At 28.6% G+C, this 22,859-nt stretch carries 22 protein-coding genes; 14 read left to right on the forward strand and 8 right to left on the reverse strand.

The window, feature by feature from the left end; genetic code table 11:
* Positions 1-110: 110 nt before the first annotated feature.
* Both hisC and ACTT9C_RS02780 read left to right on the forward strand, forming a co-directional pair.
* Positions 111-1,196 (forward strand): histidinol-phosphate transaminase, encoded by a 1,086-nt coding sequence (gene hisC, locus ACTT9C_RS02775; protein WP_440922980.1) that lies wholly within the window; start codon positions 111-113, stop codon positions 1,194-1,196.
* Positions 1,193-2,089: a prephenate dehydrogenase gene (locus tag ACTT9C_RS02780; protein WP_440922981.1), complete on the forward strand. Its 897-nt coding sequence runs from the start codon at positions 1,193-1,195 to the stop codon at positions 2,087-2,089. Before hisC ends, ACTT9C_RS02780 begins: the two co-directional genes overlap by 4 nt.
* On the opposite strand, the gene ACTT9C_RS02785 is transcribed toward ACTT9C_RS02780, so the two are convergent.
* Genes ACTT9C_RS02785 through ACTT9C_RS02795 form a run of 3 tightly spaced genes read right to left on the reverse strand, consistent with a single transcriptional unit; the run spans position 2,086 to position 5,646 of the window.
* Complete coding sequence (locus tag ACTT9C_RS02785) at positions 2,086-2,838, reverse strand: C40 family peptidase (RefSeq protein ID WP_440922982.1); 753 nt, start codon at positions 2,836-2,838, stop codon at positions 2,086-2,088. The two genes, ACTT9C_RS02780 and ACTT9C_RS02785, sit on opposite strands and share 4 nt — an antisense overlap.
* Positions 2,828-4,204: an AmpG family muropeptide MFS transporter gene (locus tag ACTT9C_RS02790; RefSeq protein WP_440922983.1), complete on the reverse strand. Its 1,377-nt coding sequence runs from the start codon at positions 4,202-4,204 to the stop codon at positions 2,828-2,830. Before ACTT9C_RS02790 ends, ACTT9C_RS02785 begins: the two co-directional genes overlap by 11 nt.
* A 2-nt stretch (positions 4,205-4,206) precedes the next feature.
* Positions 4,207-5,646, reverse strand: a complete 1,440-nt coding sequence (locus ACTT9C_RS02795; protein ID WP_440922984.1) for a TrkH family potassium uptake protein — start codon at positions 5,644-5,646, stop codon at positions 4,207-4,209.
* 88 nt (positions 5,647-5,734) lie between these two features.
* Between ACTT9C_RS02795 and ACTT9C_RS02800 the strand changes: the two genes are divergently transcribed.
* From ACTT9C_RS02800 to ACTT9C_RS02815, 4 genes are read left to right on the forward strand one after another with little or no spacing between them, the layout of a single operon-like run.
* On the forward strand, positions 5,735-7,297 hold the full coding sequence (locus tag ACTT9C_RS02800) for a lysine--tRNA ligase (protein WP_440922985.1): 1,563 nt from the start codon (positions 5,735-5,737) through the stop codon (positions 7,295-7,297).
* Positions 7,297-8,343 carry a quinone-dependent dihydroorotate dehydrogenase gene (locus ACTT9C_RS02805; RefSeq protein ID WP_440922986.1) on the forward strand — a complete coding sequence of 349 codons (1,047 nt, stop codon included), beginning with the start codon at positions 7,297-7,299 and terminating at the stop codon, positions 8,341-8,343. The genes ACTT9C_RS02800 and ACTT9C_RS02805 overlap by 1 nt, the downstream gene beginning before the upstream one ends.
* 56 nt (positions 8,344-8,399) lie before the next feature.
* On the forward strand, positions 8,400-8,714 hold the full coding sequence (gene rpmB / locus ACTT9C_RS02810; RefSeq protein ID WP_440922987.1) for a 50S ribosomal protein L28: 315 nt from the start codon (positions 8,400-8,402) through the stop codon (positions 8,712-8,714).
* Positions 8,714-9,268 carry a queuosine precursor transporter gene (locus ACTT9C_RS02815; protein WP_440922988.1) on the forward strand — a complete coding sequence of 185 codons (555 nt, stop codon included), beginning with the start codon at positions 8,714-8,716 and terminating at the stop codon, positions 9,266-9,268. The genes rpmB and ACTT9C_RS02815 overlap by 1 nt, the downstream gene beginning before the upstream one ends.
* Here ACTT9C_RS02815 and speB read toward each other — a convergent pair.
* The 3 genes from speB to ACTT9C_RS02830 are packed head-to-tail and all read right to left on the reverse strand — an operon-like array spanning position 9,265 to position 12,371.
* On the reverse strand, positions 9,265-10,140 hold the full coding sequence (gene speB / locus ACTT9C_RS02820) for an agmatinase (RefSeq protein ID WP_440922989.1): 876 nt from the start codon (positions 10,138-10,140) through the stop codon (positions 9,265-9,267). The genes ACTT9C_RS02815 and speB overlap by 4 nt on opposite strands.
* A gap of 3 nt (positions 10,141-10,143) precedes the next feature.
* Positions 10,144-11,187: a 1,9-bis(guanidino)-5-aza-nonane synthase gene (locus ACTT9C_RS02825; RefSeq protein WP_440922990.1), complete on the reverse strand. Its 1,044-nt coding sequence runs from the start codon at positions 11,185-11,187 to the stop codon at positions 10,144-10,146.
* A complete protein-coding gene (locus tag ACTT9C_RS02830) occupies positions 11,187-12,371 on the reverse strand; it encodes a type III PLP-dependent enzyme (protein WP_440922991.1) in 1,185 nt (394 codons plus the stop codon). Before ACTT9C_RS02830 ends, ACTT9C_RS02825 begins: the two co-directional genes overlap by 1 nt.
* Positions 12,372-12,520: 149 nt before the next feature.
* Here ACTT9C_RS02830 and ACTT9C_RS02835 point away from each other — a divergent pair, with 149 nt between their 5' ends.
* A complete protein-coding gene (locus ACTT9C_RS02835) occupies positions 12,521-13,084 on the forward strand; it encodes an ActR/PrrA/RegA family redox response regulator transcription factor (protein WP_440922992.1) in 564 nt (187 codons plus the stop codon).
* On the opposite strand, the gene ACTT9C_RS02840 is transcribed toward ACTT9C_RS02835, so the two are convergent.
* Positions 13,077-13,628 (reverse strand): biotin transporter BioY, encoded by a 552-nt coding sequence (locus ACTT9C_RS02840; RefSeq protein WP_440922993.1) that lies wholly within the window; start codon positions 13,626-13,628, stop codon positions 13,077-13,079. The two genes, ACTT9C_RS02835 and ACTT9C_RS02840, sit on opposite strands and share 8 nt — an antisense overlap.
* 46 nt (positions 13,629-13,674) lie before the next feature.
* Here ACTT9C_RS02840 and polA point away from each other — a divergent pair, with 46 nt between their 5' ends.
* The 7 genes from polA to ACTT9C_RS02875 are packed head-to-tail and all read left to right on the forward strand — an operon-like array spanning position 13,675 to position 22,149.
* Positions 13,675-16,449, forward strand: a complete 2,775-nt coding sequence (polA, locus tag ACTT9C_RS02845) for a DNA polymerase I (RefSeq protein ID WP_440922994.1) — start codon at positions 13,675-13,677, stop codon at positions 16,447-16,449.
* Between the two features lie 45 nt (positions 16,450-16,494).
* Positions 16,495-17,202: a response regulator gene (locus ACTT9C_RS02850; RefSeq protein WP_440922995.1), complete on the forward strand. Its 708-nt coding sequence runs from the start codon at positions 16,495-16,497 to the stop codon at positions 17,200-17,202.
* On the forward strand, positions 17,202-18,743 hold the full coding sequence (locus ACTT9C_RS02855) for an ATP-binding protein (protein ID WP_440922996.1): 1,542 nt from the start codon (positions 17,202-17,204) through the stop codon (positions 18,741-18,743). The genes ACTT9C_RS02850 and ACTT9C_RS02855 overlap by 1 nt, the downstream gene beginning before the upstream one ends.
* 45 nt (positions 18,744-18,788) lie before the next feature.
* Complete coding sequence (gene ahcY, locus ACTT9C_RS02860) at positions 18,789-20,075, forward strand: adenosylhomocysteinase (RefSeq protein ID WP_440922997.1); 1,287 nt, start codon at positions 18,789-18,791, stop codon at positions 20,073-20,075.
* The gene (gene tsaE / locus ACTT9C_RS02865) at positions 20,059-20,514 is read left to right on the forward strand and encodes a tRNA (adenosine(37)-N6)-threonylcarbamoyltransferase complex ATPase subunit type 1 TsaE (RefSeq protein ID WP_440922998.1); all 456 of its coding nucleotides are present in this window, start codon (positions 20,059-20,061) and stop codon (positions 20,512-20,514) included. The genes ahcY and tsaE overlap by 17 nt, the downstream gene beginning before the upstream one ends.
* A 10-nt stretch (positions 20,515-20,524) precedes the next feature.
* Entirely contained in the window at positions 20,525-21,463 is a 939-nt protein-coding gene (locus ACTT9C_RS02870; RefSeq protein ID WP_440922999.1) for a phosphotransferase, read from the forward strand.
* Positions 21,460-22,149, forward strand: coding sequence for a sugar phosphate nucleotidyltransferase (locus ACTT9C_RS02875; RefSeq protein WP_440923000.1), 690 nt, complete (start codon positions 21,460-21,462; stop codon positions 22,147-22,149). Before ACTT9C_RS02870 ends, ACTT9C_RS02875 begins: the two co-directional genes overlap by 4 nt.
* Here the strand turns inward: ACTT9C_RS02875 and ACTT9C_RS02880 are convergent.
* On the reverse strand, positions 22,127-22,840 hold the full coding sequence (locus ACTT9C_RS02880; protein ID WP_440923001.1) for a 2,3-bisphosphoglycerate-dependent phosphoglycerate mutase: 714 nt from the start codon (positions 22,838-22,840) through the stop codon (positions 22,127-22,129). The genes ACTT9C_RS02875 and ACTT9C_RS02880 overlap by 23 nt on opposite strands.
* Between the last annotated feature and the right edge of the window lie 19 nt (positions 22,841-22,859).

Raw genomic sequence — 22,859 nt, forward strand, 5'->3', positions numbered from 1 at the left:
CGCATAAATTTTGTACAAGATGTTATTTAGTATGTCAATTTTTAAATAATTTGAACTAATTCTATATGAAAAATTGTTATTTTATTTATAAAGAGGCTAAAATTTAAAAGATGACAACTATAAAATTTAAAAGATTTAATATCGAGGCTTATCAACCTGGCAAATCAACTATTAAGAGTTTTAATAAAATCATTAAACTTTCGGCAAATGAATCAGCTCTAGGAGTTAGTGTCAGGGCCAAGAGGGCAATATCAAATAAAAAATTAAGTCTTTTCAGATATCCTGATGGAAAGTCTAAAAAATTACGAAGTCAGATCTCAAAAAAATTTAGTTGTGACAAAGAAAAAATAATTTGTGGAGCTGGTTCAGACGAAGTTATTCAAATGTTATGCCAACTTTTCCTTAAACCAAAAGATGAAGTAATTCTTCCTCAATTTAGTTTTTTAATGTACAGAATATATGCAAAAATAGTTGGGGCAAAAGTTGTTTTTGCCAAAGAAAAAAATTTTAAAGTTTCTGTTTCTGAAATAATTAAAAAAGTAAGTAATAAAACTAAAATGGTATTTATTGCTAATCCAAATAATCCAACTGGTACTTACTTGAATAATTTTGAATTAATTAATTTAAGAAAAAGATTAAGAAAAAATATCTTGCTTGTTATAGATGATGCTTATGCAGAGTACATGCAAAATAGAGACTATAAATCTGGTTTAGATTTATTCAAAAATAAGCAGAATGTTTTTATATTAAGGACATTCTCAAAAATCTACGGACTATCATCCCTAAGAATTGGCTGGGGATATGGCTCAAAAAAAATTATTGATGCTTTGAATGTTATTAAACCTCCATTCAATGTTAATGAAGTAGCTCAAAAGGCAGCTATTGAGTCACTTAAGGATAAAAAATTTATTTCACGTTCAGTAAAACATAATTATTTTTATGCATCAAAACTGAAAAAATTTTTGAGCAATTATGATATTAGCTCAAACAAAGTTTCTGCTAACTTTCTATTATTGAATTTTAATAAATGCAAACTAAGAGCTAATAGTTTCTATGAAAAATTAAAAAAAAAAGGAATTATTTTAAGATCTACTGAAAAAGGTTATAAAATAAAAAATATGCTACGATTAACGATTGGATCAAAAGAGGAGAATATAAAGTTTATTAAAGCAACACAAAATATATTTAGAAAATGAGAAATGTATTAATTATAGGCTGTGGATTATTGGGCTCTTCTTTAGTAAGGAAGATTTCAAAAAAAAAAATAGCAAAAAAAATATTTATTTATGAAAAATCAAAATCTAATATCACTAAAATAAAAAGACTCAAATTACCCGGAACAATTGTTAAGTCACTCAAAGATGGTTTGGTAAATTCAAACCTAGTGATTGTTTGTACATCAACGAGTGAATATAAAAAACTCATTCTCAAAATTAATAAAACTATTTTGCCAAAGACACTAATTACTGATGTGGGATCTTCAAAAATAGAATCATCAAAAATTATTAAAAAATTTTTGAAGCGTGGTATAAATTGGATAAGGAGTCACCCTATCGCTGGATCAGAAGTGAGCGGACCAGAATTTGGAAAAGCTGATATGTTTGAGGATAAATGGTGTGTATTAATTAAGGACAAAAAAACAAGTTCTAAGAATTTAAAATTTTTAAGTTCTTTTTGGAAAAAGATGGGCTCAAAAACTGTTATTATGAACTCTGAAAAACATGACAAAGTTTTTTCAATCACAAGTCATTTACCACATTTAATTGCTTATAATTTAGTAAAATCGGCTCAAGATTTTGAAAAAATACTCAAATTTGGTCTTATTAAATACAGTGCCGGGGGGTTGAGAGATTTTTCAAGAATAGCTGCTTCAAATGAAATTATGTGGAGAGATATTTTTTTTGAAAACAAAGTTAATGTTACAAAAGCAATAGATTTATTTATCAAAAACTTAAAATCTTTTAAAAAAGATATAAATTCCAAAAATAATAAATCGATCTTAAAAAAATTATCACAGACAAAAAAAGTTAGGTCTAAAATTATTAAATTAAAACAGGATGTTAACAAACCTGACTTTGGTAGAGATTAAATATTACAAATATTACTTACTTTTTTAACTTTTAAATTTGCTGTTTTATCAATTAATTTTATTGTTTGTATTGTTGGCATTATTATCACCTTCTTTTTTGGTCCATAAGCATGAATAAATCTAAGCTTATTAAGACATATACCAACATGTCCTTTCCAAAATAAGATATCTCCTTTAAGTCGATTTTTACCTCTTTTTCTTTTACAAAATCTTATTTGGTCTTTTGTGTCTCTTGGAAAAAATATTCTGTTGTAATAAAAATAAATTTGAATTAATGCTGAACAATCGATACCGGCACAGGTTTTTCCGCCCCATAAGTATTTTGTGTTTAAAAAGAATTTGAATACTTTGATATAATTTTTTTCATAATGATCAATATTTTTGATATCACTTTTTTTGATCCATTTATTTTTTTTAAATTCAATATACTTTTTGTTTTCATTTCTTATACACACACCAGATCCATAATATAGATAATGGTTTGAAGACAAAAATCTTTTACCTTTTTTAAAGAAAATTCTAGATTTAATCTTTGAAACTTTATGTGAGGGTTTAAAATTTTCTAAAAACTTATCTTTTTTAATATATCCAATATAATTGTCATAATGAGTTTTTATTTTTAAATATTTTTTTCTTTTCAATAGAATCTTAAATTTCTCTCCATATAAAATTTGCGAAACTACTTCAGAATTAGAAGTTGGTTTAATGTAAACATTAGCTACAGATTTATTTAAAAAATTATTTTTCACTTAGTTGTAGTTTATTTTTCATAATCCATAGGATTATTAATGAAGGTATGACCATTAGCGCAGTTAAAATAAAAAATACTCCCCAATCACCATTTAACCAGTCAACGAGGGCGCCAGAGGAGGAGGCTAAAGTTGTTCTACCAGCGGTGCCTATCGATGCTAAAAGCGCATATTGAGTTGCCGTATAGGCTCTGTCTACGAGCATAGATATAAAGGCTACAAAAGCTACTGTTGCAAATGCAGCAGCTATATCGTCAAAAATAACTGCAATAGCAAATAAAAATTCTGATTTATCGCTCCAAGCCAACACACTAAATAAAAGGTTTGTGCTTGCCATCACTACTCCAGCAAAAAACATTGCTTTTAAAACCCCCGATCTTATTACAAAAAGTCCACCTAAAAGAGTAAACGTCACAGTAGTGATCCAACCTAACGTTTTAGAGTAAATAGCGATATCCGACTTACTAAAACCTATTTCTTTATAAAAAATTATAGACATCCTTCCAAGAAATGCCTCCCCCACTTTAAATAAAAAAACAAATCCTAAAATTCCTATAGCAATCGAAAAGCCATTTTTTTTAAAAAAACTAATGATTGGACCACTAATTGTTCCAGCAACCCAGGTTATCAATTTTGTAAATATATTTTCTTTTTTAAATTGAGATGATATCAATTTATCATTTTCTTTTTGTTGATTTTGTCTCTCTAAATTTCCAGACTCGTCAATGAACATTAAGCCAATGTTCATTAAAATTACTAAAATCCCCAAAATTAAGAAAGTTAGTTGCCAATAATTTTCAAATCCAATGTTTTGTAGAATATCAGCTGCAAATAATGATAGTACTCCACCTAACTTGTATCCTGTCCACCAACCGACAACCGCCATTGCAGCTCCAGCAGCCATGGATTTTCCCTCATTCTCACCAATCTGTTCAATTCTTAAAGCATCAACTGTTATATCTTGAGTTGATGATGCTATAGCAATTATTAAGCCTACTGAAACAACTAAAGCTAAATTTTCTGATGGATCGAGTAAACTCCAAAGAACGAGTGAGAGTAAGATGATAATTTGCATCAAAACAATCCATCCTCTTCTGTGACCTATTTTTTTTGTTAAATATGGTATTTGTATTCTATCTATTAAAGGTGCCCATAAATAATTAAATGCGTAAACTGCAAAAATTAATCCAGCCCATCCAACAGTTGATCTACTTAGTCCATCTTCTTTTAACCATAAACTTAGACTACTTCCAATCAAAACCCATGGAAAACCAGATATTGCACCAAGCAATAAAATTTTGAGCATTCTTTTGTCAAAATAAACCGAGAACATTTCAGACAAAGAATTTTTTTTAATTTCTATCAAATTTAATTCCTCCAAAAAGATGGTAAAAATAATACAAGGATTGCAAATAATTCCAATCTACCCAAAATCATACCAAAGCTTAAAATCCACTTAGAAATATCAGGTAGTGATGAAAAATTTCCGTTTGGCCCAATAGTTGAACCTAGGCCAGGTCCTACATTTGAAATAGATGTTGCAGCACCAGAAATTGAAGTAATAAAGTCAAGACCTGTCAAAGATAATAATGCTGTAATCGCAAAAAAAATTACCAGGTACATATAAATGAAAGAAATAATTGATGCAGTAAATTTATCATCTACAGGACTTTGATTATATTTTAGAACAAAAATTCCCTTAGGATAAATAATTTTTTTTAGCTGGTTCAAAACAAATGAATAAAGTATTTGAAATCTAAATATTTTTATACCACAGGTTGTTGAGCCAGCACATCCACCAATAAACATTAGACCTATAAATATAATTAAGGGAAATCCACCCCAGTTATCAAATTGTGCATTTACATATCCAGTTCCTGTCAAAATTGATATTACATTGAATAAAACTTTTCTGAAGTTTAGTTCAGACGATTTATCTAAAAACAAATAAATTGATAAGATCAGAATACTGATTAAGATTATTTTCAAAAAAGTTCTAATTTGAATATCTGAAAAAAATATTCCTCTATTACCGTTTAAGAATTTGATGTAAGCGATAAAAGGTAAACTTCCCAAGATAATAAAAATCATTGCTGAAATTTCTATTGAAAAACTGTTAAAGAAACCAATGGACTCGTTATAGTTTGAAAACCCCCCAGTTGCTATTGTTGTCATAGAATGGGTTATACTATCAAAAGTATTCATCCCAAGAATTTTATACGATATTGCGCAAAGGGTAGTGAGACCTGAGTAAATATAAATCAATCTCAATGCAATTTCTTTCGATTTAGGAAGAATTTTTTCCGATGAGTCACTGTTAGAAATTTTGAATAATTGCATACCACCAACATTCATTATTGGCATCAAAGTGATCGCCATAACAATTATTCCAATACCACCCAACCATTGAAGAATCGCTCTCCAAAGCAAAATTGCTTTGGGCATCTCCTCTAAGTTTGGAATGATTGTTGAACCAGTTGTTGTAATGCCTGACATACTCTCAAAAAATGCATTGGTAAACGAAAAATTTACTTCAGAAAATATTAGGGGAAGTGAGCCAAAAATTGCGATACTTAGCCAAGATAACGCGGTCAATAAAAAAGCTTGCTGTAAATTTAACTTCTTATCATGATCAAGATTAGATAAAAAAAATAGCGTACCAAAAATAATTGTAATAATTGAGGCACCAAAAAAAGAGGAGTCAATTTCTTTAAAAAAAAATTGAACAAATATTGGGATCAACATAAATATTCCAAGAATTATTTGAAGAATTCCAAGTGTAAAAAAAACAGTTTTATAATTAGACATTTTGATAGAACATTATTTTATGGTAAATAAATTTCAACTCTATAAGAATAAGTTAAAGCGTTAATTTAAGATTTTATTTGAATTAATCATGATTAAAAAAGAGAATTTTGATAAAACAAGTGCATGGCCTTTCGTTGAAGCAAAAAAAATGCTTCGAGAAAGAAAATCTTTTATAGAAAAAAAAGGCAAAATAATTCTCCAAACAGGTTATGGTCCTAGTGGCCTTCCACATATAGGAACTTTTGGAGAAGTTGCAAGGACATCAATGATTGTAAATGCACTAAAACATTTGACTGAATTACCCACCGAAATCATTACTTTTTCAGATGATATGGATGGTCTTAGAAAAGTACCTGACAACGTTCCACAAAAAGAATTATTAGAAAAAAATTTACACAAACCGCTTACTAATGTACCTGATCCCTTTCAAAAATTTGATAGTTTTGGTGAGCATAATAATGAAATGTTAAAAAAATTTTTAAACAATTTTAATTTTAAATATAATTTTAAAAGTTCAACATCACTTTATAAATCAGGTTTCTTTAACTCTTCTCTCCAAGTTATTTTAGAGAATTATGATGGTATAATGAATATAATACTTCCTACACTAGGAAAAGAGAGACAAAAAACGTACAGCCCATTTCTTCCGATTTGTCCGGTTACAGGTCATGTTCTAGAAATACCTGTAAAAAATATTAATAAAGAAAAATCTATTATTGTTTTTGATAATAATGGAAAAGATTTGGAAACAAGCATTTATGATGGAAATTGTAAATTACAGTGGAAAGTTGATTGGGCTATGAGATGGTATGCACTTGATGTTGATTTTGAAATGTATGGAAAAGATCTTATAGAGAGCGCAATACTTTCAACAAAAATTATCAAATTGATTGGAAAAACAAATCCCTCAGGGTTTGCATATGAACTATTTTTGGATGAAAAAGGAGAAAAGATTTCAAAATCAAAGGGAAACGGCATCACTATTGATCAATGGTTAGAGTATGCTTCTCCTGAAAGTTTGTCGCTGTATATGTATCAAAATCCAAAAAGAGCAAAGAAACTTTACAAAGAAATAGTTTCAAAAACTGTCGATGATTATTTGGATCTGATTGAGAAAGCAAAAAATCAAAATGAGTTGCAGCTACTTATGAATCCTGTATGGCATGTTCATAATAGTTTAGTACCTAAAGAAAATATGATTATGTCATTTTCAATGTTATTAAACTTGGTCGAAACAAGTAATGCTGACAACAAAGAACTTCTTTGGAAATTTGTTAAAAAATATAAAAAAGACATTTCAGAGAAAGATAATCCTATCTTTGATAATTTAGTAGGCTATGCAATAAAATATTTTAACGACGTAATAAAATTAAAAAAAAAATACAAAAAACCTAATAGTGAAGAAAAAAAAGCTTTAGAAGCTCTTGTAAAAACTTTAGATAAATGTGACGACAAAATGAAACCAGAAGATATTCAAACAATGATATATTCGACTGGTAAAGAAAATGGATACACTGAGAACCTTCGAGATTGGTTTAAATTAATTTACGAGGTAGTTTTTGGAGACGAAAATGGACCAAGGATGGGTTTTTTTATAAGTTTTTTTGGTGTGAAAGAAACAAAAGATCTTATATTAAATAAGATTAAATAATGTTTTCAAATTTAAGATCTTTAATTTTTAAATTAGATCCCGAGACGGCTCATAGCTTAGCGATAAAGTCACTAAAATTTAATTTTATTCCAAATATTTTAGATGACGAAAAAAATAATCCTCTTTTTAAGACTAAATTATTTAATAAAGAAATAGAAAATCCAATTGGTATGGCAGCAGGATTTGATAAGAATGCCGAGGTATATAATTCATTGTTCAATTTAGGGTTTGGTTTCGTCGAAGTAGGAACTGTTACACCATTAGAGCAATACGGAAATCCCAAACCTAGAGTTTTTAGACTTGTAGAAGATGAGGCCCTGATAAATAGACTTGGCTTCAATAATCTAGGCTCAAAAAATATTGTAGATCGAATTAAAAGAAATAATCCAACTGGATTACTTGGAATAAATATCGGACCTAATAAAGACTCAGAAGATAGAACAAATGATTATATACAGTGTTTAAAAATGTTTAATGGGGTCTCTGATTATATTACTGTTAATATTTCCTCACCAAACACCGAAGATTTAAGAAACTTTCATGATCAAAAAAAATTAGATGATCTTTTAAAACTAATAGAAAAAGAGAAGAGAGATCTTAATTCTAAAACACCTATAGCGGTAAAAGTATCACCTGATATTAATGATAAAGAAATTATGAAAATTTCTGAAGTGCTTTTAGATAACAAGATAGAAGCTGCTATTATTTCTAACACATCCGATACAACAAGAGAAAATTTACAAAATTCTCAAAGCCATCAAAAAGGAGGATTATCCGGGAAACCTATTGAGTTAAAGTCTTCAGAGTTAATCAGAAAATTTTATAAAGTTTTAAAAGGCAGAATCAAAATTATAGGCGTAGGTGGTGTGGACTCTGGCAGATCTGCTTATCAAAAATTTTTAGCAGGAGCTGATTATTTACAACTTTATACAGGCATGGTTTTTAGAGGTCCAAATATTGTTGGTCTAATTAAAAAAGAACTGAAGGAAATACTATTAAAAGATGGTGTAAAAAACTTTAATGAAATAGTAGGAAAAAAGGATTAGAGTAATCTAATAAACTTGACGCCATCAATATCTCACTTTATATAGTCGAACAAATCATGACAAAAAAATGCGAATTAACTGGGAAAAATCCAATGAAAGGTCATAACGTTAGTCATGCTAACAATAAGACAAAAAGAAGATTCTTACCTAATTTAAAAAAAGTAAAATTTACAAGTGAACTTTTAAAAAGAAGCTTAAAATTAACAGTAAGTAATGCAGGGGTTAGATCAGTAGATAAAAAAGGTAGTTTTGATGAATTTCTAAAATCTGTAAAAAATAAAAATTTATCTCCTAGATTAAAAAAATTAAAAAAAAGTTTATTAATTAAATCTCCATTTCAAAAAAAAACTGCACAATCTAAAATAGCTTAATGAGTAAATCGTTTTTACTTCTATCATTTTTGATGGGTGTTGTTGTCCTATCCTCTAATTATCTTGTTCAATTTCCAATTAATTATTATGGTTTAAATGAAATATTAACCTACGGAGCTTTCTCTTATCCGATCGCTTTTTTAATTACAGATTTAGCTAATAGATCTTATGGAAAAAGAGTTGCAAGAAAAATTGTATATTTTGGCTTTGTACTAGGAATTGGTTTTACAGTTTTATTTTCTACTGATTTTGCAGATCTTATATCTATTCGTATAGCTATTGGGTCTGGAATTGCATTTTTAACTGCACAATTATTAGATGTCCAAATATTTGACAGATTAAGAAAGGAAGAATGGTTTGTTGCACCATTAACATCCTCAATGATTGGCTCAACAATCGATACATTTTTGTTTTTTTCAATATCATTTTATGGGACTGGCGTGCCATGGGTTACACTTTCTCTTGGAGATTTGATTGTAAAAGTAATAGTAGCTTTGTTAATGTTAATACCATTTAGATTACTTTTAAAAACTTTTAAGCCAATTAAAGCTTAAATCAAAAATTTATAAGACAATATTTTATAAGCGAGCTTTGCAACAAGAAAGTTGTATGAATTAAAACCTTTAATAGGTGCTAATTCATTGATGTCAGCACCAACAATGTTTGAATTTTTTGCAGCAATTTTAATTATATTGAGTGTCTCATCCCATAATAATCCACCAGGTTCAGGAGTCCCAGTTGCTGGCATGATACTTGAGTCGAAACCATCGACATCAAATGTTAAATAAACTGTCTTATTTTTTATAAGCTTTTTAAATTTTGTTAAATCCCACTTTGATTTATCTTTTGCCCAAAAAATATTTATTCTTGATTTATTCTTTTTTAAAAACGGAATTTCACTCTCTGATATATTTCTGATCCCAAAAGATATTAATGATATATTTTTATGGTCTAAGCACCTTCTTATTGCTGATGCATGAGAGAACTTTTCACCATTGTAACTATTTCTTAAATCAGCATGGGCATCGAAGTGTAAGAGACAAATTTTTTTGTATTTTTTAACAAATGGATTAATACATCCGGGTGTAATTGAATGTTCTCCTCCAAACGTGATTGGAAAAAGTTTTTTATCTAAAATTTCTTTATTTATATTTGATATTTTCTCGAGAGCTTTTTTGATATTTCTATGAATCTTAAAGGGCTTTAATGTTTTAATCCCAATTTTTTTATAAGGTTCACAATTTAGCTCTTCATCATATAATTCTACTTGATGAGAAGCCTTTATAATTTCTTTAGGTCCATTTCTGGTGCCACCACCATAACTAACAGTTTTCTCTAGTCCAAATGGAACCACAACAACCTTTTCTTTGAAATTAAATTTATTGTCGACTCCTAAAAATCCATTTTTATTTGATAAATATTTCAATTTTTACTCAAAAATTTTTGTGAATTTTTTCTTATCCCTATTTTTCCACTCACCTCTGTGATAAGCGTCGCTAGCTATTAGGGGTAGTACACTAGTGGCTTCAGCAAATACCATTTGTTCTTTTGTAACATCAACTTTACCCCATGAACTTGCTTCCTTTAATGTTGAACTACTGCATGCACCGTCTCTAGAGTCGGCAACTGTGATTTGCACCGCATATTTATGCATGTCAACTTCCTTGCCTAATAATTCAGCACAAATTACAGTGTCTTGAATAAAATTTTTTGGAACACCACCACCAATCATAAATAAACCTGATCCCTTCGAGCGTATTTTAATTTCAGTCAATTCTCTAAATTCTCTTATAGAGTCGATTGTCATATGCTTTTTTGGATTTTTTTCTTGATGTATAACTAAACCAAATCCTGCACTGGAGTCGGTGAAAGCTGGGCAAAAAATTGGAACATCATTATCGTATGCTGTTTCAATCAAAGAGTCTTTTTTAATAGAATTTTTTTTTAAATATTTACCCATTTCTTTAATAAATTCTCTTGATGTATAGCTTCTAGGTTCCAAGGTATCCGCGATTTCACATATCTTTTTATCACAAATCTGTAACTCATCTTCGTCTATGTATGTGTCGTAAATTCTATCGATATAATTTTTTCTTAATTCAGTATCATCTTGGAATTGAGACCCTTGATAGTGTTTAAAACCAAGAGCTTCAAAAAAATCCATATCAATTATTGAAGCGCCAGTCGCTACAATTGCATCAACCATATTATATTTAACTAAATCTTTATAAATATTCATACAACCTGCAGCAGATGTTGAACCTGCTAATGTTAAAAAAATTGTACATTCTTTGTCTTTCAACATTTCATTATAAATATTGGCTGCGTTTGCTGTTTCTCTTGAAACAAAAGACATTTTTTCCATGGAGGAGATAATTTTTCTAGAATCGAATGATGTAATATCAATATGCTCTACAGGTTTTTTTAAGAAATCTTTTTTACTGTTATGACCAAGATTTTTATTTTCTGACATTAAGCAACTAGAGTAGCTTTGTCTGAATTCTTATCATACATAGACATTATTGGTTTATCCTCAACCTCATAAATCTCATTAGAGTAATAACCATTAAATTGAGTTCTAAAAGTTAAACCATATGATCCTAATTGACCAAGTTCAATGTAATCATTTTCTTTAATATTATTCGGAAGTAAGAAGGGACCTTTCATATAATCCATACTGTCACATGTTGGTCCATAAAAATCAAATGCAGTCATTTTCTTGGAAATAATCTTACTTGAATTTTCTTTAATTAATTTTGATGGAAAAACTATATTAGGTGTTCCAGCATCAAAAAGTGTACCATAAGTACCGTCATTAATATAAAGTTTTTGTTTTTTTCTTAAATTAACTCTCACGATTGTTGATCCACTTTCTGCAACCAAAGCTCTCCCAGGTTCACAAATTATTTGAGGCATATACTTTAGATTTAAATTTTCTAAACTTTTTTTAATTTCTCCCATATAGCTTTCCAAAGATAGAGGCACAAGATCAGGATAAATTGTCGGAAAGCCTCCACCGATATTAATATAATCTGGAATTATTTTAGTTTTTTTAATTATATTTCCCACTTCATTAATTCCTTTAGAATATGAAATTGGATGCATACATTGGGAACCAACATGAAAACTTAAGCCAATTTTTTTTGAATGAAGTTTTGCAAGTCTTAACAGTCCTGAAGCTTCAGAATTCAAAGCACCGAATTTTTTTGATAAATCTATTTCAGCATGCTCATTGGAAACAGCAACTCTAATAAATAATTCTAAATCTTTAGCATTGTTTGTTGTTTCGATAATTTTTATTAATTCATCTTTAGTATCTAAAGCAAAAGTTTTTATTCCAAAATTGTAATAAGCTTCCTTTATGCTTTCTCTACTTTTAACAGTATGCATAAAAGAACATTTTGCAGTATTATCAAATTTCCTCACTGCTTTGATTTCTTCGATAGAAGCAACATCAAATTGGTTAATTCCGCTTTTTATCAAAGTTTTGATAACTTCAGGATGAGGATTAGTTTTTACAGCATATAGTATTTTTCCTGGAAACTTCTTTTTAAAAAATTTTGAAGCAGAAAGAATAGAATTCTTTCTTATACAATAGACAGGTTTTTCCGGTTTCAGTTGATTGACTAACTCCTCAACTGACTTAAATTTTTGCATTTTAAATGCCCCCCAAAAAAAAATTTAACAAAAAAAAAGTCTTTTATTTAAAAAAAACTTTAATATTCGAGCAATTAATTCAATAGTTATTCAATGTAAAGGAAATAATGGCCTATTGAATTGTGGAAAAAAATATCCATATAAGGCTCATGAAAAACCAAGCTCCATTACAAAATCTGGCTGATTTTGACAATAAATCCTTATTAATCGTGGATGATGACAATCCTTTTAGGGAGAGATTAGCGAGAGCGATGGAAAAAAAGGGGTTTGAAGTCTTACAAGCTGAGAGTGTGCAAAAAGGTAAAGACATGGTTAAAGTGAAAAAACCAGGTTTTGCAGTAGTTGATCTAAGGTTAAATGATGGAAATGGATTAGAGGTTGTAAAGGAAATTCAATCATCAAATTCACTTAGTCGAATCATAATGTTAACTGGATACGGAAATATTCCAACCGCTGTAGCTGCAATCAAAGAGGGTGCTATTGACTATTTAGCTAAACCAGCAGATGCCGACGATGTAGAAAAAGCGTTATTAGCAGATCCATCGAAAAAAGCTGCACCACCTGAAAATCCAATGTCAGCAGATCGGGTTAAATGGGAACATATTCATAGAGTATTTGAATTATGTAATAGAAATGTTTCTGAGACCGCAAGAAGACTTAAAATGCATAGAAGAACTCTTCAAAGAATATTATCTAAAAGATCGCCTAAATAAATTTTCTAAATTTAATAATTTTTTTTGCTATTAAGGTAAGTAGAAAAATTTTGAAAATTTCAGCGACTAAAAAAGGCAATACACCTAATTCTAAAATAGGTTTATCCCAACCAATTAATGTACCTAGCCATAGAATACCTAGGATATAAATTGTTGAAACTGAAAATATTAATTTAAAAAAAATTAAAAAATAATTGTCATCATTTTTTATGAATGAGGCTAAAAAACACGCTGATAGAAATCCAATCAAATACCCCATTGTTGGACCTGTAAAATAAGCCAAACCAATTCCTCTTTCAGGAGAATTAGAAAATACTGGTAAACCTAATATACCTTCTAATAAGTATAAACCTACAGTGGCTAGAGCTATTTTATATCCGAAGCTGATACCTAAAAATAAAACTATGAATGTTTGCATAGTCATTGGAACTGGATAAAAAGGTATCTTGATTTTGGCTGAAATTGTAAGAATTATTGAACCTATAAAGATAACCAATAATGATTTTACAAGCTGGTTTTGAGTATTTTGCTTTATAAGTTCCATAAAAAATAATACTCTTATTTTTATCTTTAATCTATATTAAATTTTAATGAATAAGATTCAAAAAAAAGATCATTTTTATCTAATTGATGGATCAGGTTATATATTTAGAGCATATTATGCCTTACCGCCATTAACTCGAAAAAGTGATGGGTTACCGACTGGAGCAGTAAGTGGTTTTTGCAGTATGTTGTTTAAGCTTCTTGAAGATTCAAAATCAAATGAAAATCTTCAAAAACCAACTCATTTTGCTGTAATTTTTGACTCAGCGAGAAAGACTTTTAGAAATGAAATCTATAGTGATTACAAAGCTAATCGATCTGAGGCACCAGATGACTTAGCACCACAATTTGAATATATAAGAAAATCCGTTTTAGCCTTTAATTTACCCTCTGTTGAATTAGTTAATTATGAAGCTGACGATTTAATTGCAACTTATGTTGATCAGATTTTAAAAAAAGGAGCAAAGGTAACGATAGTTTCATCAGATAAAGATTTGATGCAATTGTACAGAAAAGATGTTCGTATTTTTGATCCAATGAAAAATAAGTTCATCTCTAATGAGGATGTAAAAAATAAATTTGGAGTAGATCCAGATAAAGTTATAGATGTTCAGGCTCTAGCCGGGGATAGCAGTGATAACGTTCCTGGTGTTCCTGGAATTGGTGTAAAAACTGCAGCAGAATTAATTAATAAGTATGGTGATTTAGAGACACTTTTAAAATCAGCAGATGAAATCAAACAAAATAAGAGAAGAGAGACTTTGCTAAACAACAAAGATAAAGCTTTAATAAGTAAAAAATTAGTAACATTAAAAAACGATGCTCCAATTGAAATGAAACTTAATGATTTTGAATTAAAAAGAATTGATAAAGATAAACTTTATAAATTTCTTCGAGAAATGGAGTTTAATAGGTTACTTAGCTCTGCCATTTCTGCTTATGGGGAGCCAGATTTTAATGGTGAAAAAAAGGATGTTAAGATAAAGGAAAAAAAAGTTGAAATTGATAAGAAAAATTATTTTTTAATAACAGAGCACAGTAAAATTGATGAATGGATTAAGGAAGCTGAAGAAATAGGAGAAGTTGCAGTTGATACAGAAACAAATTCTTTAGATCCTCATCAAGCCGATTTAGTTGGAGTATCTTTGAGCTCTAAGATTGGAGAAGCTTGTTACATACCAATAGGACATAATTCAAAAAAATGCATTGATAAGGACATAGTGCTTAAAAAATTAAAACCTTTACTTGAAGATCCAAGTATCAAAAAAATAGGTCAGAACATTAAATTTGATTTTATTGTATTTTACAATCATGGGATAACGTTATCAGCGATGGAGGATACCATGCTCATGTCTTATGTGCTAGATGCTGGAAAAAATAGACACAATATGGATACGTTATCTGAAATTCACTTGAATCATAAAACAATAAAATTCAAAGAATTAGTTGGTTCTGGAAAGAAACAGATAAATTTCAGTGAAGTCGATTTAGAAAAAGCAAAAGATTATGCTGCTGAGGACGCTGACATAACTTATAGACTATATAAAAAATTCATTAAAAGTTTGAAAGAAGAAAAAATGATTAATATTTATGAAATTTTTGAAAAACCATTAATTAGAATTTTAGCTGATATGGAAATACACGGTATTAAAGTTGATAAAAAGTTTCTAAAAACATTATCTACCAAATTTGAAAAAAAGATTGAAAAAATTCAGAAAGAAGTTTTTAAGTTCTCCAAGAAAGAGTTTAATATTGCTTCTCCAAAACAACTGGGTGAAATTTTATACAATGATCTTAAGATTGCAGACTTAAAAAAAACTAAAAAGGGAAGTTTTGCAACAAGTGCCTCAGTGTTAGAAGATCTCGCTTTTAAAGGTCATAAATTTCCACAATTAGTCTTGGACTGGCGGCAAGTTTCAAAACTAAAAAATACCTACTCAGACTCATTACCCGAACATATTAATCCTGATACAAAAAAAGTTCATACTTCTTTTTTATTAGCAGCAACGACTACAGGACGATTAGCTTCAAGCGATCCTAACTTACAAAATATTCCAATTAAATCAGAGGATGGCAGAGATATTCGTAAAGCTTTTGTTGCTGACAAAGATAACATTTTGATTTCTGCAGACTATAATCAAATTGAAATGAGAATTTTAGCTGATTTAGCTGGTGTTAAAGAATTAAAAAAAGCTTTTCAAAATAATGAGGATATACACTCTTTAACTGCTAGCCAAATTTTTAATATTGATATTAATAAGGTCAATCAAGATCAAAGAAGAAAGGCTAAAGCCATAAACTTTGGAATAATTTACGGAATTTCTCAGTATGGATTAGCAAAGCAAATAAATGTCTCTAATTTTGAAGCTGAGGAGTTTCTAAATTCATATTTCTCAAAGTTCCCAGAAATTAAAGTTTATATGGATCGAACAATTAAATTTTGCAGAAAAAGTGGTTATGTGAGTAATATTTTTGGAAGAAGATCTCACTTTATAAATATAAATGATAAAAATTATAATGTGAGAAACTTTCAAGAACGAGCAGCGATTAATGCTCCAATACAAGGGTCTGCAGCTGAAATAATGAGATTGGCAATGATTAGAATTGATAAAAAATTAAAGGATCAAAAACTCAACAAAACAAAGATGTTACTTCAAATACATGATGAACTAATTTTTGAAAGCCCAAAAAAAGAAGTAAAAAAAATATCTAAAGTGATAATTGATGAAATGTCTAGCGTTGCTGAGAGTGATCAACATTCTTTTTCAATACCTCTTACAGTAGATTTAAATATTGGAGAAAATTGGGGTGCATTACATTAATTTATTTGCCCAAATTAGAACAATTTAGTATTTTTATAATCAACTATGCAAAAACAAACTATTGCTTTAGTAGATGATGACAGAAATATTTTAACCAGCTTAAGTATTGCTCTTGAAAAAGAAGGGTTTAAAGTTCAGACTTACATTGATGGAGAGAGTGCATTAATTGGATTGACCAGGACACCACCAGATCTAGCTATTGTTGATATAAAAATGCCAAAAATGGACGGTGAAGAATTGCTTAAGAAATTGAGAAAAAAAACCTCATTACCAGTTATTTTTCTGACTTCTAAAGATGATGAAATTGACGAATTACTAGGACTAAAATTAGGCGCTGATGATTTCGTAAAAAAATCAGGTGGTTTTTCAATTAAAGTTTTAATTGAAAGAATTAGAGTTCAACTTAGAAAAAAAGACTCCAAGGAAACCTTAGAAGAAAATAAAAGCATTATATCACACGGAAAATTAAAACTTGATCCGTCCCAATTAGAATGCGAATGGAATGGGAAACAATTACCTGATAAATTGACTACAACAGAATTTTTACTGGTAAAAGAGTTAGCCAAAAGACCAGGAATTATAAAAGAAAGAGCCCAATTAATGGACATAGCCTATAGAGAAGATACAGATATTGAAGATAGAACAATTGATAGTCATGTTAAAAGAATCAGAAAAAAATTCAAAAAAGTTGATCCTGAATTTTCAGCTATAGAAACCAGATATGGAAGCGGATATAGATGGAATGTTAGTTAATGCTCAGCAATTTTCTTAAGAACTTATCAATTTTAAAAAAATTTTTATTTATTAATTCTATTTTTTTTACAATAATAGGCTTGTTCACATTCGTTTATTTGAAAAATGTCCAACCAAATTTAATTAAAAAAAAATCTTCAAATCATATCGAGGTAATCAATAATACAATTGATAATCTAACAAGATTAAATGTAAAATTTGTTGAAAAAGATATTAGAAAATTTTTGTTTTCAACAAGATTTCTTTTTCAGAATCTGGATAGGGTAATATTTTTTGATAATAAACTTAATCTAATAGGAGATACTGATACATTAGACTTAGACCCAAGATCATTTTCACAAAGGTTGGATACTATTGAGCTAGAGATATTAGACTCAACAACAACAAAAAAAATCACCGAAGAAAAAAATATAGATATTGGGAATGAAAATAATGTGTCTTTAAATGATGTTCTTTTAAATTACGCAACATCTAAAAATTTTGGAATTCCTTTTACATTTACCGAGGAAGAATTTAATAAATTTAAATTGACTACTATTAAGAACGTAATGAAGGATGGAGAAAATATAGGATATTTAGCAATAACAGAAAATGCCAATGATATAAAAGCTGCCATAGATGAAAGAAAAACTTTTGTAATTAGGACTGCAATTGCAGTTGGTATCGTAATATTGATTTTTTCGTTTGTTTTAAATCGATATTTTTTAAAACCAATTAAAAATTTAGTCAGTTATACCAAAATCATAAAAAATAAAGACACAAAAAAAACTAACATAGATACATTAAAATTAAGAAATGATGAACTTGGTTTACTCTCTAACTCTTTGGATGATATGACTTTAGAATTACAAAAAAGAATTTCACATGCAGAAAATTTTTCAACTGATCTTGTACACGAAATTCGTAATCCATTGGCATCATTAAAAAGTGCATCAGAAATTTTACATGACGCACAAGATTCTGAACAGAGACTTAAATTGATTAATATTTTAAGCCACGATGTACAAAGAATTGAAAGATTGATCACGGATTACTCACAAATGTTAAAAGATGAAGTTGCATTAAGTAAAGAAAAAATAAAAAAAATTGATATTGAGCCAATAATTAAGTCTGTAGTAGATGATTTTAACAATATTTATAAAGTTAAAAAAGGAATTAATATTTATTATAAAAATGATGGTAAAAACAAATATTTAATTTATGGGATCGAAAACAGAATTGAACAAATCATTGCAAACCTTTTAGATAATGCGATTTCTTTTAGTGATGATAATAAAGATGTAATTGTACAAGTTTCGAAATCAGAGGATAGTAAAGTGTACATAAAAATATTAGATGAGGGACAGGGTTTTAAAGAAAAAGACACGAATAAAATATTTAAAAGATTCTATAGTAATAGACCTGATAAATTTGGACAGCATTCTGGTCTAGGGTTAAATATAGTAAAAAATTTAGTTGATTTACATAATGCCACAATCAAAGCATCTAATAGACAAGATAAAAAAGGAGCAAGTATGGAAATAGAGTTTCCAAAAGTTTAAAGAGTTTTATTGATTAATTAATTGTTAATTGTTAGAAGAGCCACGATGGAAGATTATAAAGTAAAAGATTTATCACAAGCAGAATTTGGACGAAAAGAAATTTCAATTGCTGAAAGTGAAATGCCAGGGCTTATGGCTTTAAGGGAGGAGTACGCTGGAAAATCTCCTTTAAAGGGTGCAAAAATTATAGGTTGTTTGCATATGACAATACAAACAGCAGTATTAATTGAAACCTTAGTAGATTTAGGTGCAGAAGTAAGATGGTCATCTTGTAACATTTTTTCTACTCAAGACCATGCAGCAGCAGCAATAGCAAAAGCTGGTATTCCAGTTTATGCGTGGAAGGGAGAAACTGAGGAGGAATATGTTTGGTGCATAAAGCAAACCATTGAAGGTAAGAAAAGTTGGAAACCTAATATGCTTTTAGATGATGGTGGGGATTTAACAGCAATGATGCACAATGAATATAAAGATTTGTTAAAAGATGTGAAAGGAGTTTCGGAAGAGACAACTACAGGGATAAAAGCTTTGAATAAAATGGAAAAAGAAAATTCTTTGTTGGTCCCAGCAATTAATGTGAATGATTCTGTTACCAAATCAAAATTTGATAACTTATATGGATGTAGAGAAAGTTTAGTTGATGGAATTAGAAGGGCCACTGATGTAATGATGTCAGGAAAAATTGCAATTGTTGCAGGCTTTGGTGATGTTGGAAAAGGAAGTGCTGCATCATTAAGGCAGAGTGGGGCTCGTGTGTTGGTTACCGAAGCAGATCCAATATGCGCATTACAAGCTGCAATGGAAGGTTACGAAGTTGTTTTAATGGATGAAGCAATTAGTAAAGCAGATATAGTTGTAACTGCAACCGGTAATAAAGACATTGTTACAGCTGATCATATGAGAGATATGAAGGATAGAGCAATCTTATGTAATATCGGACATTTCGATAATGAAATCCAGGTTGAAGCTTTGAAAAATTACAAATGGACTGAAGTAAAACCTCAAGTACATGAAATTGAACTACCTAGCAAAAAAAGAATAATTTTATTGGCAGAGGGTAGATTAGTAAACTTGGGCTGTGCTACAGGACACCCAAGTTTCGTAATGAGCGCTTCTTTCACAAATCAAGTTATTGCTCAAATAGAATTATGGAATAATCATAAAAATTATGAAAACAAAGTTTATGTTTTACCAAAACATTTAGATGAGAAAGTAGCCACACTTCATCTTAAAAAAGTTGGTGCCAAATTAACTAAACTTTCTAAAGATCAGGCAGACTATATCAGTGTAGGAGTAGAGGGACCTTTCAAACCTAATGCCTATCGCTACTAAAAGTGATTTTATTAATTTATCTTCAGAAAAAAAAACAGAGGAATTAGCTAAGAAGATTTCAAAGAAATTGAAATTAGGACATATAGTTTTTTTTGTGGGTGAGATGGGTGTCGGAAAAACTACTTTTATTAGATATCTAATCAACAATTTTCAAAAACAAAATGGACTTAAAATAACTGAAGTAACAAGTCCTACATTCAATTTATTAAATGAGTATAAAATTAAACAAATCAAAATTAATCATTATGATCTATTTAGAATAAATAGTTTAGATGAAATTCACAATTTAGGATTATTTGACGATATTACTAATGCTATCACATTAATTGAATGGCCACAAAAAATAAAACCAAAACCAAAAAATTTGATAGAATTAAATTTTGAATATGGAAATGATTACAAAAAACGAATGTTAAAAATTAAGGGTTTAAATTTGTAATTGTAGATAAATGCAAAATCTTAAAATATTAAAGGGAGACGCGTCACATAGAAAGTTTTTTAGAAAGAAATCTAACTATGGTAATTCTATTGTAATTCTAGCAAAAAAAGACAAATTTAAAAATCTTCTTATTTATGATGCAATTAGCAAGATTTTAAATAAAAACAAAATTCTAGCTCCAAAATTATATCGCGAAAATTATAAGAATAATTATATTGAAGTTGAGGATTTTGGAAATAAGACAATTTTTCGAATTTTAAAGAAAAATAAAAATAAAAAATTATTATATTTCAAAGATATAATAAAATTACTTAATCAAATACAGTCAATAAAAGATAAAAAAATAAGAAATTTTAGAAATAAATATTATCGAATACCTGAGTATAAAAATGAAATTTTAATTCAGGAAGCTAATTTATTTTGTGAATGGTATGTGAAAAAAAATTTGTCAAAAAATAAGAGACTAGACTTTAATAAAAAGTTTAAAAAAATAATTAAAACTTTATCATTATGTCTTAAGATGAAAAATAATGTATTTGTTCATAGAGATTTTCATGTATCAAATTTAATGCTTGTTGATAACAGAATAGGTGTAATTGACAGTCAAGATGCTTTAATAGGAAACAGAGCCTATGATTTAGCCTCTTTAGTAGATGATGTGAGAATTAGAACTTCAAAAGTTTTAAAAAAAAAAATTTTCAATCATTATATAAGTATTCACAAAAAAATTAATAAGAAAAAAATAAAAAATGATTTTGAAATTTTATCTGTTCTGAGAAACCTAAAAATTATTGGAATATTCACACGTCTGGCGATCCGAGATAAAAAAAAGGATTATTTAAAATTAATACCTTATGCGTGGGAATTGATTTCTTTAAGAGTCAATGAAAATGAAATTTTCTTAGATTTAAAAAAATTACTAAATGATAATTTTAAAAAAGATTTATGAAAATTAATAATGCCTTTATTCTCTGTGCTGGATTTGGCAAAAGACTAAATCCTTTAACACTTAAAAAACCTAAACCATTATTACAAATAAAAAATCAAACAATTTTAGAGGATTGTATTAATACAATAATAAAATTGAAAGTCGAGAATATTTTTTTAAATACTTTTTATTTAAGTGAACAGATTATTGACTTTTTTAAAAATAAAAATTTTTCAGTGAAAATAAATATTATAGAGGACGGCAAAGAAATTTTAGACACTGGTGGAGGAATTTTAAATTTGATAAACCACTCAGATTGCGAGGATTTTTTTGTTTTTAATCCAGATACTATTTGGAATGAAAATTATGTGAGTGAAATTAATGATATGCAAAAATATTATTTTCAAAATAAATTAAATAATATTCTTTTATTAGTTAATAAAAAACTAAGTTTTGATAATAACTTAGAGGGCGATTTTGAATTAGAAGATAATATAATTAAACAAAGTTTTGAAAAAAACTTCATATATACTGGTTGTCAAATTTTGAATAAAAACTTATTTAATGAATATGAAGTAGAAAACTTCTCAATAGCTAAAATTTGGAATAAATTATTAATGAAACAACAATTAAATGGATTTGAGAGCATCAATAAATTTCAACATTTAACGAACTTAGAAATTTTTAAAAAACTAAAAGGTTCTTAGATCTCTCTTTATCTAGATATTTACATTCATTTATTTTCAAATTTTCACCGAAGTTGATTATTAAGGGATTTCCTGTTGGAATTTCTAAACTTGTGATTTGATTATTATCTAAGTTGAACAGATATTTACATAAAGCTCTTATGGAGTTTCCGTGTGCTGTAATTAATATATTTTTATTTATTAGTTTTGGCTGTATTTCTTTTTTGAAATACTCCAAAACTCTGTAGTATGTATCTTTTAAAGATTCTGTGTCAGGAATGAGCTCTTTGGGTATTTCCTTATATGTTTCAATATTTAATGGATGATAAGAGCTTTCTTTACTTAATTTTCCAGGTTTGATATCCCAAGATCTTCGAAATTTAAAAACTTTATCTTCACCAATTTTTTTTGCAGTCTCAATTTTATTTAACCCTGTAAGCTCACCATAGTGTCTTTCGTTTAGCTGCCATGCTCTTACAAAGTCCTTTTTTGATTTTAATACTTTTTGTATTATCTTAAGAGTATGGTTTGCCCTCACTTGAAATGATGAATAATAAAAATCTATATTTATGTTTTGATTTTTGATAAGTAAACCAGCTTTCTCAGCTTCTATTTTACCTTGATCTGTAAGATCTACGTCAACCCAACCGGTGAATCTTTTTTCAAGATTCCAAATACTCTGACCATGTCTTACTAATATCAAAAAACTCATCTTGTCATATTTAAAAATT

Source organism: Candidatus Pelagibacter sp. (assembly GCF_052049575.1).
Classification (GTDB): Bacteria; Pseudomonadota; Alphaproteobacteria; order Pelagibacterales; family Pelagibacteraceae; genus Pelagibacter.